This window comes from Acidiphilium multivorum AIU301 (genome assembly GCF_000202835.1).
Taxonomy (GTDB): domain Bacteria; phylum Pseudomonadota; class Alphaproteobacteria; order Acetobacterales; family Acetobacteraceae; genus Acidiphilium; species Acidiphilium multivorum.
In genome coordinates this window covers 3,649,219-3,662,502 of record NC_015186.1, presented here as the reverse complement: position 1 = coordinate 3,662,502, position 13,284 = coordinate 3,649,219, and the positions used below count along the sequence as shown (strand labels likewise).

Annotated in this window: 14 protein-coding genes; 6 read left to right on the top strand and 8 right to left on the bottom strand. The window is 69.6% G+C overall.

The genetic code is table 11. The annotated features are described in order from the left end of the window. Nucleotides 1-31 precede the first annotated feature (31 nt). Nucleotides 32-751, bottom strand: coding sequence for an NRDE family protein (locus tag ACMV_RS16725; RefSeq protein WP_013641163.1), 720 nt, complete (start codon nucleotides 749-751; stop codon nucleotides 32-34). A gap of 13 nt (nucleotides 752-764) precedes the next feature. Next, nucleotides 765-2,102, bottom strand: coding sequence for an adenylosuccinate lyase (gene purB / locus ACMV_RS16720; protein ID WP_012040486.1), 1,338 nt, complete (start codon nucleotides 2,100-2,102; stop codon nucleotides 765-767). Nucleotides 2,103-2,173: 71 nt separating this feature from the next. On the opposite strand from purB, the gene ACMV_RS16715 reads away from it, so the two are divergent. From ACMV_RS16715 to ACMV_RS16695, 5 genes are read left to right on the top strand one after another with little or no spacing between them, the layout of a single operon-like run. Further along, the gene (locus ACMV_RS16715) at nucleotides 2,174-2,812 is read left to right on the top strand and encodes a YjbE family putative metal transport protein (RefSeq protein ID WP_007423711.1); all 639 of its coding nucleotides are present in this window, start codon (nucleotides 2,174-2,176) and stop codon (nucleotides 2,810-2,812) included. Continuing rightward, nucleotides 2,809-3,897 (top strand): ABC transporter permease, encoded by a 1,089-nt coding sequence (locus ACMV_RS16710; RefSeq protein WP_013641162.1) that lies wholly within the window; start codon nucleotides 2,809-2,811, stop codon nucleotides 3,895-3,897. The genes ACMV_RS16715 and ACMV_RS16710 overlap by 4 nt, the downstream gene beginning before the upstream one ends. After that, nucleotides 3,894-4,643: an ABC transporter ATP-binding protein gene (locus ACMV_RS16705; RefSeq protein ID WP_013641161.1), complete on the top strand. Its 750-nt coding sequence runs from the start codon at nucleotides 3,894-3,896 to the stop codon at nucleotides 4,641-4,643. Before ACMV_RS16710 ends, ACMV_RS16705 begins: the two co-directional genes overlap by 4 nt. Nucleotides 4,644-4,665: 22 nt before the next feature. Further along, nucleotides 4,666-5,655 carry an MlaD family protein gene (locus ACMV_RS16700; RefSeq protein WP_007423491.1) on the top strand — a complete coding sequence of 330 codons (990 nt, stop codon included), beginning with the start codon at nucleotides 4,666-4,668 and terminating at the stop codon, nucleotides 5,653-5,655. Beyond that, complete coding sequence (locus ACMV_RS16695) at nucleotides 5,652-6,257, top strand: ABC-type transport auxiliary lipoprotein family protein (protein ID WP_013641160.1); 606 nt, start codon at nucleotides 5,652-5,654, stop codon at nucleotides 6,255-6,257. The genes ACMV_RS16700 and ACMV_RS16695 overlap by 4 nt, the downstream gene beginning before the upstream one ends. Before the next feature lie 10 nt (nucleotides 6,258-6,267). Here the strand turns inward: ACMV_RS16695 and ACMV_RS16690 are convergent, their stop codons facing one another. From ACMV_RS16690 to ectA, 6 genes are all read right to left on the bottom strand, one after another. Beyond that, nucleotides 6,268-7,497, bottom strand: a complete 1,230-nt coding sequence (locus tag ACMV_RS16690) for an MFS transporter (protein WP_013641159.1) — start codon at nucleotides 7,495-7,497, stop codon at nucleotides 6,268-6,270. Between the two features lie 237 nt (nucleotides 7,498-7,734). Next, a complete protein-coding gene (locus ACMV_RS16685; RefSeq protein ID WP_013641158.1) occupies nucleotides 7,735-9,201 on the bottom strand; it encodes an aspartate kinase in 1,467 nt (488 codons plus the stop codon). Then, nucleotides 9,198-10,118, bottom strand: a complete 921-nt coding sequence (gene thpD, locus ACMV_RS16680; RefSeq protein ID WP_012040480.1) for an ectoine hydroxylase — start codon at nucleotides 10,116-10,118, stop codon at nucleotides 9,198-9,200. The genes ACMV_RS16685 and thpD overlap by 4 nt, the downstream gene beginning before the upstream one ends. 40 nt (nucleotides 10,119-10,158) lie before the next feature. Continuing rightward, on the bottom strand, nucleotides 10,159-10,557 hold the full coding sequence (locus ACMV_RS16675) for an ectoine synthase (RefSeq protein ID WP_013641157.1): 399 nt from the start codon (nucleotides 10,555-10,557) through the stop codon (nucleotides 10,159-10,161). Between the two features lie 31 nt (nucleotides 10,558-10,588). Continuing rightward, nucleotides 10,589-11,893 carry a diaminobutyrate--2-oxoglutarate transaminase gene (ectB, locus tag ACMV_RS16670; RefSeq protein WP_013641156.1) on the bottom strand — a complete coding sequence of 435 codons (1,305 nt, stop codon included), beginning with the start codon at nucleotides 11,891-11,893 and terminating at the stop codon, nucleotides 10,589-10,591. After that, the gene (gene ectA, locus ACMV_RS16665) at nucleotides 11,890-12,399 is read right to left on the bottom strand and encodes a diaminobutyrate acetyltransferase (RefSeq protein WP_013641155.1); all 510 of its coding nucleotides are present in this window, start codon (nucleotides 12,397-12,399) and stop codon (nucleotides 11,890-11,892) included. The genes ectB and ectA overlap by 4 nt, the downstream gene beginning before the upstream one ends. Nucleotides 12,400-12,644: 245 nt before the next feature. Between ectA and ACMV_RS16660 the strand changes: the two genes are divergently transcribed. Further along, nucleotides 12,645-13,193, top strand: a complete 549-nt coding sequence (locus ACMV_RS16660) for a MarR family winged helix-turn-helix transcriptional regulator (protein WP_007424000.1) — start codon at nucleotides 12,645-12,647, stop codon at nucleotides 13,191-13,193. Nucleotides 13,194-13,284 lie beyond the last annotated feature (91 nt).

The window sequence follows — 13,284 nt, the reverse complement described above, 5'->3', positions numbered from 1 at the left end:
CTGTGCCGGCCCATCCGCGGCTTAACCAGCCTCAGATGACCGACGCGAAATCGGTCCGGTCAGGCGGACCGGGAGCAAAAAGGAAGCGCGCGCGTTCGCCGCCGAGACCGATCAGCGCCGAGGACACGGTGCCGAACCCGCCACGCGGGCCGACATTGAGCGCAGTGTCGGCGGGCGGGGCGCGATCCGCCAGCAGCGCCCGCCAGGCGGTCCACGCATCGGCGGCGGGATCGGGGCGGGGGGCAGCCTCGAACGCACCGCGATAGCGGGCAATGCGCGGGCTGTCCGGATCGTTCGGGTCGTGCGCGGTGATCATGGTGATGCCGGGGTCGAGCCGCATCGTCTCCGGCGCGCCGCGTTCCAACCCGCGCAGGACGTATCCGCCGGCGGCATCGGCGACGAGCAGGTTGAAGCTGCGGTAGCGCCCGGCATCCAGCCGGGCGAGCCGCGCCGCCGCCGCCGCCGCCGAGCGCTCCTCCAGTGCCATCAGCGGCAGCGCGCCCCGGCTCGCCTTGCCCGGCGTGGGGCCGAGGCTGCCGGTGCGGTTGAGCAGGGCGGCGACCACGCCGTGGCGGTTCAGGCCGAGCCAGGTGCCGCCGGCGGTGCGGTCGCGCCCGGCGATCACGCCGGGACGCTCCGGCCAGTGCGCGGCCGGCGGGTCCCACGGCCGCGCCAGCATCTCGTCGCGATTGGCGCCGATCACGACCGGCCAGGCATCGCCCGGCAGGAACGACAGGATCAGCGAGCACATCGCGCGCCGCCGGTCAGTGCGAGCCGAACACCCGGTCGAGAATGGAATCGACCCGGGCGAGATGCAGGCGCGGGTCCATCGCCGCGTCGATCGCCTCCGGGCTGATCCGGCCGGCCACGTCCGGGTCGGCCAGCAGATGGTCGCGGAAGCGGCGGAAATCCGGCTTGCCGAGCGCGGTCCAGGTCGCCATCGCGTTGCGCTGGATGATCCGGTAGGCATCCTCGCGGGAGATGCCGGCGCGGGCGAGCAGCAGCAGCACCTCGCCCGAATGCACGACGCCGCCGAGCGATTCGATATTTTCGGCCATCCGCTCCGGATAGACCGTCAGCTTCTCGATCATGCCGGCCAGCCGGTGCAGGGCGAAATCGAGCGTGATCGTCGCATCCGGCCCGATCACCCGCTCGACCGAGGAGTGGCTGATGTCGCGCTCATGCCAGAGGGCGACGTTCTCCATCGCCGGCACCACGTAGCCGCGCACGATGCGGGCAAGGCCGGTGAGGTTTTCCGACAGCACCGGGTTGCGCTTGTGCGGCATCGCCGACGAGCCCTTCTGCCCGGGGTGGAAGAATTCCTCGGCCTCGCGCACCTCGCTGCGTTGCAGGTGGCGCACCTCGGTCGCCAGCCGCTCGATCCCGGAGGCGATCACGCCGAGGGCGGCGAAGAAGGCGGCGTGGCGGTCGCGCGGGATCACCTGGGTCGAGACCGGCTCGGGCCGCAGGCCGAGCTTCTGCGCCACATGCGCCTCGATCGCGGGGTCGAGATGCGCGAAGGTGCCGACCGCGCCGGAAATCGCGCAGGTGGCGATCTCCTCGCGCGCGGCGAGCAGGCGGGCGCGGTTGCGGGCGAATTCGGCGTAGTGACCGGCGAGCTTGAGGCCGAAGCTGGTCGGCTCGGCATGGATGCCGTGGCTGCGGCCGATGGTCGGCGTGAGCTTGTGCTCGATCGCCCGGCGCTTGAGCGCCGCCATCACCGCGTCGATCCCCTCCAGCAAAAGATCGCTCGCCTGGGTGAGCTGCACGGCGAGGCAGGTATCCAGCACGTCCGACGAGGTCATGCCGAGATGGACGAAGCGCGAGTCCGGCCCGATTCCCTCGGCCAGCCAGGTGAGGAAGGCGATCACGTCGTGCCGCGTCTCGCGCTCGATCTCGGCGATACGCTCGACATCGGCCTCGGTCATCGCGGCGATCCGCGCGCCGCCCTTCTCGCGGATGGCGCGGGCGGCCTCGGCCGGCACGTCGCCGGTGGCGGCCATCGCCTCGGCGGCCAGCGCCTCGATCTCGAACCAGATCCGGTAGCGGTTCAAGTCCTGCCAGATCGCGACCATCTGCGGGCGGGCGTAACGCGGAACCATCGAATTCTCCCATCTTCCAGGCCGGCAGGCGGCGCGGCGCCGTTTTGGGCCGGGGCGGTCCGGTTGACAAGATGGGCCGGCTCCGCGAACCCGATGCAATGGAATTCATGCTCGCCGATGCGCTGGTGCTCGCGCAGGTCCTGATGATCGACCTCGTCCTCGCGGGCGACAACGCGATCGTCATCGGTCTCGCCGTGGCGCGGCTGCCCAAGGCGCAGCAGAAACAGGCGATCCTGATCGGCGTCGCGGCGGCCACCGTGATCCGCATCGCCCTCGCGCTGGTCGCGCTCCGGCTGCTGGCGATCATCGGGCTGACGCTCGCGGGCGGCATCCTGCTGCTCTACGTGGTCTGGAAATCCTGGCGGGAGTTCAACCACCAGCCGGAGGAGGCAGCGGGAGAAGCCCCCGGCAAGCTGCGCGACGCGGCGCTGCGGATCATCATCGCCGATATCTCGATGAGCCTCGACAACGTGCTGGCGGTCGCGGGGGCGGCGCGCGACCACCCCGCCCTGCTTGCCGCCGGCCTGCTGGTTTCGGTGGTGCTGATGGGCATCGCCGCCAACCTCGTCGCGCGCCTGCTCACGAAACGGCGCTGGCTGGTCTGGGTCGGGCTCGCGATCGTCCTATATGTAGCGCTTGAGATGATCCATGGCGGCATCCTTCAGGTAGCGGCGCGTCTGGGCTGGCACCTTCCGGCCTGGTTCGGATGAGCGAGGCCGCGGTCGAGATCGCGGGCGGCGCGGACGGGCCGGTGATCGCCCTGACCGGGCCGCTCACCGCCGCCGCGCTGACCGAGGCCTGGCCGCGCGCCATCGCCGTCGCCCGCGCGGCGCAGGGGGTGATGACGCTCGACCTCTCGCGCGCGGCGCGGATCGACACCTCGGGCGCGGCGCTGCTGCTCGCCCTCGAACGCGGCCATGACGGGGAAACCCGCTGGCAGGGGCTGACGCCGGCGGCCGAGGGCCTGATCGCCCGGCTGCGCGCCGCCCTGCCCGAGACCGGCGCGCCGCCGCCGCCGCCGCGCACGGTGCGAGGCCCCGGGCCGCTGCGGACGCTGGGCGTGCGCATCGCCTTCTTCGGCGAGACCATCCTCGCCACGACCGGCCTGCCGGCCCGGCGGCGCTTCCTGCGCGGCGGCAATTTCTTCCGCATCGCCGAGCGCGCCGGCGCGCAGGCGCTGCCGCTGGTGATCATGCTCGGCTTTCTCATCGGCATGATCCTCGCCTTCCAGTCGGCGATCCCGATGCGCCAGTTCGGCGCCGACATCTACGTCGCCGCCCTGGTCTCGCTGTCGCTGTTCCGCGAGCTCGGCCCGCTGCTCGCCGCCGTCATCCTCGCCGGGCGCACCGGCTCGGCCTTCGCCGCCGAACTCGGCACGATGATGGTCAACGAGGAAGTCGCGGCACTGACGACGATGGGAATCGACCCCGGCACCATGCTCGTCATCCCCCGAATGGCGGCGGCGATGCTGGTGATGCCGGCCCTCGCCCTCGGGATCGACGTTTCCGGCGTGCTCGGCATGGGCTTCGTGATGGGCATTCTCGGCTTTCCGCCCTCGGCGATCGTCGCGCAGATGCAGATGGCGGCTAGCCCGCACGACGTGCTGCTCGGGCTGATGAAATCGGTCGTCTTCGGTGCCGCGGTCGGGCTGATCGGCTGCCGCGCCGGGCTGACCGCCGGCGGCGGGCCGCGCGCGGTGGGCGAGGCCGCGACCTCGGCGGTGGTGGGCGGCATCGTCGCGACCATCCTGATCGACGGACTGTTCGCGGTGGTCCTCTACAGGCTTGGCCAGTGAACGGCGAGCCCTCCGCCATTCGCGTCGAAGCCGTCGCGCAGAGCTTCGATGCGCGGGTGATCTTCCAGGACGTGAGTTTCGAGGTCGCGCGCGGCGAGGTGTTCGTCGTGCTCGGCGGCTCGGGTTGCGGCAAGTCAACGCTGTTCAAGCAGATGATCGGGCTGCTCCGCCCCACCGAGGGGCGGATCACCGTTGCCGGGCACGACACGGTGGCCGAGGTCGAGGCGGTCCGCCGCGAGATCGGGGTGATGTTCCAGTCCGGCGCGCTGTTCGGCTCGATGACCCTGCTGGAGAACGTGATGCTCCCGCTCACCGTCTTCACCGACCTGCCTTCCGCCGCCCGCGCCGAGATCGCGCGGGTGAAGCTCGCGCTGGTCGGCCTCGCGGAAGCGGCGAACCGGCTGCCGGCGGAGATTTCCGGCGGCATGGCCAAGCGCGCCGCGATCGCCCGCGCGCTGGCGCTCGACCCGCCGATCCTGTTTCTCGACGAGCCTTCCGCCGGGCTCGACCCGATAACGGGCGCCGGGCTCGACCGGCTGATCCTCGACCTGCGCGCTGCCCTCGGCTGCACCTTCGTCGTGATCACCCACGAGCTCGCCTCGATCTTCGCGATCGCCGACCGCTGCCTGATGCTCGATCGCGAGGCGCGCGGCATGATCGCGCTTGGCGTGCCGCGCGAGCTCAAGGCCGCGGCCACGCATCCGCGCGTGCGCGCGTTTTTCAACCGCGAGGAGGATCCCGCATGAGCCGGATCACGGGAGGGCGCTGATGGAACCCAGAGGCGCCGCACTGCGCACCGGGCTGTTCGTGATCGGCGCCATCGTCGTGCTGGTCGGGCTCGTCTTCCTGCTGTCGGGCAACATGTTCCGGCCGGGCGCGGTCTATGAATCCTATTTCCGCGAATCGGTGCAGGGGCTCGATGTCGGCTCGGCGGTGAAGTTCCGCGGGGTGACGATCGGCAAGGTGAGCGAGATCGGCCTCGTCGCGGCGGACTATCCGCCACCCGACCCGAAGAACCTGAACGAGAAGGTCTATCACCAGGTCGTGGTCCAGTACCGGATCGACCCGCGCAAGCTCGGGCGCGATGCCGACATCCTCGAAGCGATCCAGCACGGGCTGCGCGTGCAGGTCGCGCCGCAGGGAATCACCGGCCTCGCCTATCTCGAACTCAGCTTCGTCAACCCGCAGAACAACCCGCCGCAGTCCGTGCCCTGGACGCCGCATCATCTCGTCATCCCCTCGGTGCCGAGCACGCTGACCGAGGTGCAGGACGCGGTGCAGGGCTTCCTCAACAACATGCGGCACGTGAAGCTCGGCCGGACGATCGACACGCTGACCTCGATGATCGACACCGTGAACCGCGAACTGACCACCGGCAGCGCTCACGAGGCGCTGGCCAATGTCAACGGGCTGCTGGTCGAGCTCAAGCACCAGGTCAGGCAGGCCGACCTGCCGGCGACGACCCGCTCGATGCGCACCCTGGCCGACGGCACGCAGACCCGCGAGATCCTGCAGCAGCTCGAAACCACGAGTGCCGCACTCGCGAAGGCGAGTGCGGCGATGCCGGCGCTGATCGCCCAGTCGGAGGCGACGATCCGCCACGCCAACGAGGCGACGGCGATGGTCGAGCGGCAGATGCTGCCGATCCTGCAATCGCTGAAGCAGGCCTCAGCCAATCTCGAAGACCTGTCCGACACGCTGAAACGCAATCCCGCCGCCGCGTTGCGCGGCAGGGAACCGCCGAGAGAGACGCCATGACCCCGATCTCCCGCCGCCTCGCCCTCGCCGCCCCGCTGGCCCTTGCCGGCTGCGGCACGGTGCTGTCGGAACAGCCCTACCGCCCGCGCACCGACTGGCCGCTCGCCCCGGCGCCGGATCTCCACCCGGCATCCCGCCCCTCACGCAAGGTGGTGAAGGTTCATGGCCTCGATGCCGGCCCGGCGCTGACCGATCGCGGGCTGATCACGCTCGAAGCCGATGGGAGCATCCATCGCGGCTATTACAACCGCTGGGCCACGGCGCCGGCGGATGCGGCGACCGCGGCGCTGATGACCTGGCTGCAGGCCTCGGGCGATTTCGCCGCGGTGGTGGGGGATGGATCGTCGGTGACCTCGGATCTGACGGTCGGCGGCACGCTCGACACGCTGCTCGCGGCACCCGCGCGGGGCGAGGCGCGGGCGGCGCTGACCCTGGTGGTCGCGAAGCCGGTCGGCATCGGCGAGCGGCCGCTCGCGCAGAAGCGCCTGACCGCGACGGCACCGCTCGCGGGCGCTGCCCCGGCCGACCTGGTGGCCGCCCAGCGTGCCGCCCTTGCCGGCGTGCTGCGCCAGGCGGTCGCCCTCGTCGCGCGGTTCCGGTAGGCCCGGCCGGTCAGCCCTCTTCCGCGGTATTGGGATCGAGCGTCGCGGCGATGGGCGTGGTGCGCGGCAGGATCTGGTAGGGCTGCTGCTGCTCGTTGGGCACCGGCTCGCGCACGCGCTGGCGCCAGACGCCGAAACCCACCGCCGCCGCGGCCGCGAGGGCCAGGAAATAGAACAGCCCGCCGGGGCCGATCCGCGTCATCGCCATCGCCGCGATGATCGGGCCGATTGCCGCGCCGATGGAATAGACCAGCACGAGGCCGCCGCTGGCCCCCACCCGCTGGTCGGGCTCGAGAAAGTCGTTCGTATGGGCGACGCAGAGCGGGTAGAGGGTGAAGACGAGGCCGCCGAACAGCAGGCCGAGCGTATCCACGATGTCCGGCCGCCGGGCCAGGAGGCCGAGCACGAGGCTGACCAGCCCGGTGCCGGCAAACGTGCCGATGATCACCTTGCGCCGGTCGAACCGGTCGGAAAGCCGCCCGATCGGGATTTGCAGCACCACGCCGCCCAGGATCACGAGGCTCATGAACAGCGCGGTCTGCGGCCTGCCCATGCCGAGCCCGTGCGCGTAGATCGCGCCGAGCGCGTAGAAACCGCCGAGCATCACGCCGGTCACCGCCGCGCCGATGATGCCGAGCGGCGAGATCCGGTAGAGACGGACGAAGGAGAGCGGCGTCGCCCCCCCCAGCGCGGGGCCGGGGATCCGCGTCAGCGCGATCGGGATCACCGCGAGCGAAAGCAGGATCGAGGCGGCGATGAACGGCAGCGCCGGGACGCGGTTGCCAAGGTCGAGCAAAAACTGTCCCGCCCCCTGCCCGGCATAGAGCGCGACCATGTAGAAGGCGAGGATGGCGCCGCGGGTCTGCGGCGTCGCCCGCTCGTTCAGCCAGCTTTCGATGCAGATGAACACGCCGGCAAGCGACAGGCCCTCGATAAAGCGCAGCACCGCCCAGAAGCCGAATTCCTGCCAGACCGTGCAGGCCAGCGTGCTCGCCGAGAACAGCGAGACGAAGGCGGTGAAGGCGCGGATATGGCCGACCCGCTCGATGATCCGCCCGGCGCGCAGCGCGCCCAGCGTCAGCCCGGCGTAATAGGCGGTGCCGATCAGCCCGATGAGCAGCTGCGTCGTGCCCGCGGCTTCGAGCCGCAGGCTCATCAGCGTCGCGAGGAAGCCGCTGCCGGCCATCAGCATGAAGATGGAGAACAGCAGACTGCGGACGGAAAGCAGCGAGGAGACCATCAGAACCTCATCCTGCCGCAAGGCAAAGGAGACGCCAAGGCGACCGACGATCCGTCCCGGACCGGCCCACCGCCTGGAGCACTTCCCGATCCTTCCGGGTCGGCTTTCGTGCTCTATTGTATTGATAAATAGAGCATCATCCGATCAGATGACTCCACCCGACCGGATGTTGCTCTAGGCGGTGGGCCGGCTGCGGTCAATGCCGCCGGTGCGGGTCAGCTTCGCCCGCATGCACGATCAGGCGGCGGTGCGTAGCGTCCCGCCCTTGCCATCCTGCGTCGCCCGGCATTCGACCAGGGCGGCGTGGAGCGCGCGGATCGCGTCGTCGAAGCGGTCGGTATCGAGAATGAACTGGATGTCGACATTGCGCATCTGGTGCTGCATCGCCTTGACCCCGATTCCCGCCGCGCCGAGCGCGTCGAGCGCGCGGCCGACACAGCCCTCCGCGCTGAGATCGCTGCCGATCAGCGCGACCATGGCGAGGCGCGGCGCCGAGACCTCGGCGTTCGGAAATCGCGCCTCCAGATCGGCGATCACCCGGCGCACCGTCGGCCCGCCGGCGGCGAGGTAATGGGTGATGGCGTTGGCGTTGGACGACTTGCTGACGATGCGCGCGCGGTGCTTCGTCAGCGTGTCGAGGATCGCCGCGTCATAGCCCTTCTTGCCGACCATGTCCTGCTCGAAGAACTGAAGCGCGCGCAGCTCGCGGATGCCGGTGACGATCTCGATGCGCGGCGCGGCTGAAACGTAGTCGGCGCAGATCAGCGTGCCCTCGTCGTGCCGGTCGAAGGTGTTGCGCACCCGCAGCGGAATGCCCGCCTGGCGCAGGCCGCGCGCCGCACCGGGATGGATGACCTCGACGCCGAGATTGGCGAGCTGGTCCGCCACGTCGTAATTCGTGCGGCCGATCTTGCGCGCCTTGCCGACGCCGACGACCTTCGGATCGGCGCTGGAGAGATGGAACTCCTTGTGGATGATTGCCTCGCGCGCGCCGGTGAGCACGGCGAGCCGGGCGAAGGTCATCTCGGTGTAGCCGCGGTCGTATTTGCGGACCATGCCGTCGCTGCATTTCGCATAGCCGGTGACGATCGGCAGGGTGGTCGCTGAGTCGATCCCGTCGAGCCCGGTGCGGATCCGCTCGTCGAGATCGAGGTTGCGCCCGTCCTGCCAGCCGGTCAGGTCGACGAAGGCCGCATTGACGCCGCGGGCACGCAGCAGCAGCGCGGTGTTGTACGCGCTGTGCGCCTCGCCTAGCCCGGCGAGCAGCTCGCGCAGGGTGGCGAGCGGTTCGTCGAGCCGGAAATGGCCGTGGCCGCGCAGGCGGTCGAGATCGTCGAGGCAGGCGCGGGTCTCGCCGATCCGGGCGGCGACGAAGTCATCCGCCACGGCGCGCTCGGGCGACGTGCCGAACACCTCCTCGTTGCGGGCGCGCATCGCGGCGGCGACCGCATCGAGCGCATCGCGCCAGTCGCCCTTCTCGCCATCGGCGGCGAAGCTGGCATACAGCCCGGGCGGTTTTGCGGCGTCGGTCTTCTTTTTCGGCTCCAGCAGCAGGTCGGTGATCCCGCCATAGGCAGAGACCACGAAGATCCGCCGGTAGAGATCGCGGCCGGCGCGGCCGGCGATCAGCACGTTGCCGACAACCGCGTCCATCGCCGCGATCGACGTGCCGCCGATCTTCTCGACACTCGGAGCCATGCTCATGCTGCGCGCTCGCGCCGCACCAGCGGGCCCTTCACGATGTCGACGGTCGTGAACGCGCGGTCGGCGATGAAGTCCGGCCGCCGCGATTTCGGGCCGAACGGCTCGACCAGGCTGTTCGCCTTCGCGTTGAACACGAAGAACGCGTTCGAGCGCGGGAACGGCGTGATGTTGCCGTTCGAGCCGTGCATCGTGTTGCAGTCGAACAGCACCACGGTGCCGGCCTTGCCCGTCGGCGCGACGATGCCGTGATCGCTGGCGAGCGCGGTCAGCATCTCGCGGTCGGGCACGCCGTATTCCTGCTTCTTCAGCGAGGAGCGGTAATGGTTCTCTGGCGTCTCGCCAACGCAGGTGAGATATTTGCGGTGCGAGCCGGGGATGACCATCAGCGGCCCGTTATTCGCGGTATTCTCCGCCAGCAGGATCGACATCGACAACGCGCGCATCCGCGGCATGCCATCCTCGACATGCCAGGTCTCGAAATCGGAGTGCCAGTAGAACTCCTTGCCATCGAAGCCCGGCTTGTAGTTGAGCCGCGACTGATGGATGTAGACGTCGTCATCCAGCAGGAAGCGCGCCACCCCGGCAATCCGCGAATCCGCGGCGAGACGGCCGAGCAATTCGTTCTGCGCGTGGATCGCGAAGATCGAGCGCACCTCGTCGCTGCCGCGCTCGGTGATGATGGTCTCGCGGTCGAGCCCGGCGGGGTTGGCCAGCAGATCCATCGACCCCGACTGCAGCAGCGCGATCTCGGCGGGGTCGAACACGTTCTCCAGCACGAGATAGCCGTTGGTGTCGTAGAACCGCGTCTGCTCGTCGCTCAGCGGCGCGCCGGGCGCCCAGCGCCCATGCACCACCGGATCGTGGCGCGGCAGCAGCGACGGGGTGGGTTCGCGGCGCGACGGATAGAGATCGTCCATTGTCTGTTCTCCCACGTTTCGTTCGTTGCGGACCGGGACCTCAGGCCGCCTCGCCGACCGGGGCGGGCGGATAGGCGCCGGACGCGTCATGCACCTCCTGCCCGGTGACCGGCGGGTTGAACACGCAGGCGGTGACGATATCGGTCTTCGGGCGCACCACATGGCGGTCGTGCCTGTTGAGCACATAGAGCACGCCCGGCTTCAGCTGGTGCGTCTCGCCGGCGTCGAGATCCTCGATGGCGCCCTCTCCGCTCAGGACGAAGACGGCTTCGTAATGATGCTTGTAGTGCATCGGCAGCTCCTTGCCCGCGTACATCGTGGTGATGTGGAACGAGAAGCCCATGCCGTCGTCGCGCAGCAGCATGCGCACGCTGTCCCAGCCATCGGTGACGACCTTTCGCTCCGAGGCCTGCGCCTCCTTCAGAGTCCGGATGATCATGTTTCTGCTCCTTGTTTCGTGTCGCGGCCCGTCACTCGGCGGCGACGCCGTAGGTGGGCGCGGTGGCCTCGTTCACGGCACGTTCGAGAATGTCGAGCCCGGCCGCCAGCAGGTCGTCATCGATGGTGAGCGGCGCCAGCACCTTGACGATCTCGCCATCGGCGCCGCTGGTCTCGATCACCAGCCCCTCGCGGAAGGCGATGCCGGTGATGCGCTCGGCCATCGCGCCGGTGCCGGCATCGATGCCCTGCATCATGCCGCGGCCGCGCGTGCCCATCCCATGCCGCGCCGCGATCGCATCGAGCCGGCGGCCAAGCAGGTCGCCGCGCCGGGCGATGTCGGCGGCGAAGGCGTCATCGCTCCAGAAATGGCGGATCGCCGCGGCGGCGGTGACGAAGGCGTGGTTGTTGCCGCGGAACGTGCCGTTGTGCTCGCCGGGCTTCCACTGGTCGAGTTCCGGGCGGAACAGGGTCAGCGCGAACGGCGCGCCGATGCCGGAGAGCGATTTCGCGAGGGTGATGATGTCGGGGCGGATGCCCATCTCCTCGAAGCTGAAGAAGCGGCCGGTGCGGCCGCAGCCGGCCTGGATGTCATCCACGATCAGCAGCGCGCCGTGGCGCTTCGCGAGCGCGGCGATCTTGCGCATCCATCCGGCGGAGGCGGCGTTCAGCCCGCCCTCACCCTGCACCGTCTCGACCAGGAACGCCGCCGGCGCGTCGAGGCCCGAGGAGCCGTCGGCAAGGCGCTGCTCCAGCAGGTCGGCGGTATCGATCTCCGGGCCGTAATACCCGTCATAAGGCTCGTGGCTGACATGGGCGAGCGGCACGCCGGCGCCGCCGCGCTTGCCCTCGTTGCCGGTGCAGGCGAGGGCGCCGAGCGTCATGCCGTGGAAGCCGTTGGTGAAGGCGATCACGGTCTGCCGGCCGGTCACCTTGCGGGCGAGCTTGAGCGCGGCCTCGACGGCATTGGTTCCGGTCGGGCCGACGAACATGGCGCGATAGTCCATGCCTCGCGGCTTCAGGATCACGGTTTCCAGCGCGTCGAGGAACTCGGCCTTGGCGTCGGTATGGAAGTCGAGTCCATGAGCGATGCCGTCGCGGGCGACATAGTCGATCAGCGCCCGTTTCAGCACCGGATGATTGTGGCCGTAATTCAGCGACGAGCAGCCGGCGAGGAAATCCAGGTAGCGGCCGCCGTGGCTGTCATGCAGCCAGGCGCCTTCGGCCCGCGTGAACTGGCGCGGGATCGCGGTGCAGTAGCTCCGCACCCGGGACTCCATGCGCTCGTAGATCGCGGTATCCGGCTTGCGCCGGGAGGGGCGCGGCAGATCGGTCATGAGATGTCCTTTCGTGCTGGTTCGGCGACGGGCTGGGGAAGGCCGATCGTCACCTCGAACTCGGTGTCGTGCAGGCCGGCGAAATGGGCGGCGCGGTCGAAGCGCACCGCCCGGGCGAACGAGCTGCCGCGCCGGCGGGCAAGGCTTTCGAACAGCCGCCACGACGCGGTGTTCGCCTCGGTAATGGTGGTGGTCAGGGCGCGAACGCCGGCCGTGGCGGGACGGTCGAGCAGCGCATCGAGCATCTGCCCGCCGAGGCCGATGCCCCGCGCCGCGGACGAGACCGCGACCTGCCAGACGAAGATGCGCGAGAGGTCTGACGGCGGGCGGTAGCCCGACATCCAGCCGACCACCGCGCCCTCGCGCTCGGCGAGCACGCAGGTTTCGGCGAAATCGGTGCATTGCAGCAGGTTGCAATAGGCCGAATTGGCATCGAGCGGCGGGCAATCCGCGATCAGCGCGGTCACCGCCGGACCGTCGGCCGCGGTCGGCCGACGCAGCGCCACCGCGCTGCCGCACGGTGCCGCCAGATTGTCGATATGGCCCGGAATTATTTCATCCTCCGAAGCAGATTTGTCCCGTATCGCGCCACCTCAGGCAGCGACATGAAACCAGAGATACGAAAATCTTTGAAAATATCAAGTTTTTTATGAATGTTTTTACCGGAGCGCCCATATGCCCATGAAATATCTTTCGATTATTAAAATATACTCCCGTTGCAAACGGCGCCGTTCTGAGGCTCCATGCGGGCATGGACGAAGATCTCACCAGCGCGACGCTGCGGGCCATCCGCCGCATCCTGCGGGCCACCGACCAGGGCAGCCACCGCCTCTACGCGGCGACGGGGCTGACCACCTCGCAATTCCTCGTGCTGCAGGAAATCGACCGCCGGGGCGACGCCACGCCGGGCACCATCGCCACGGCGCTGCAATTCGGCCAGGCGACCATCACCAATATCGCCGACCGCCTCGTTGCCGCCGGGCTGATCACCCGCCGCCGCGGCGAGCGCGACAAGCGCCAGGTGATCCTGGCGGCGACGGATGCGGGCCGCGCCGCGCTCGGGCGCGCGCCGGACCTGTTGCAGGAGCGCTTCCGCGACCGCTTCCAGGGCCTGCCGCTCTGGGAGCGGGCGATGATTCTTGCCGCGCTCGAACGTGTCGGCTCGCTGCTCGACGCCAGCGGAATCGACGCCGCGCCACTGATCGCCGCGGGTGCGATCGACCGCGCCGCCGGCCCTCCGGCGGAGGCCGAACCGGCGCCCCGCCAGGACGCGGCCCCGGCAATCGGGCATCCGTCCTGACTTTTTTCGGTCTCCGCCGGCGCCTGCCGGTGAAACAAGGTGATACAATCCATAGATGAGGGTGCGATACGCGGCCCCGGGTCTCGTCGGG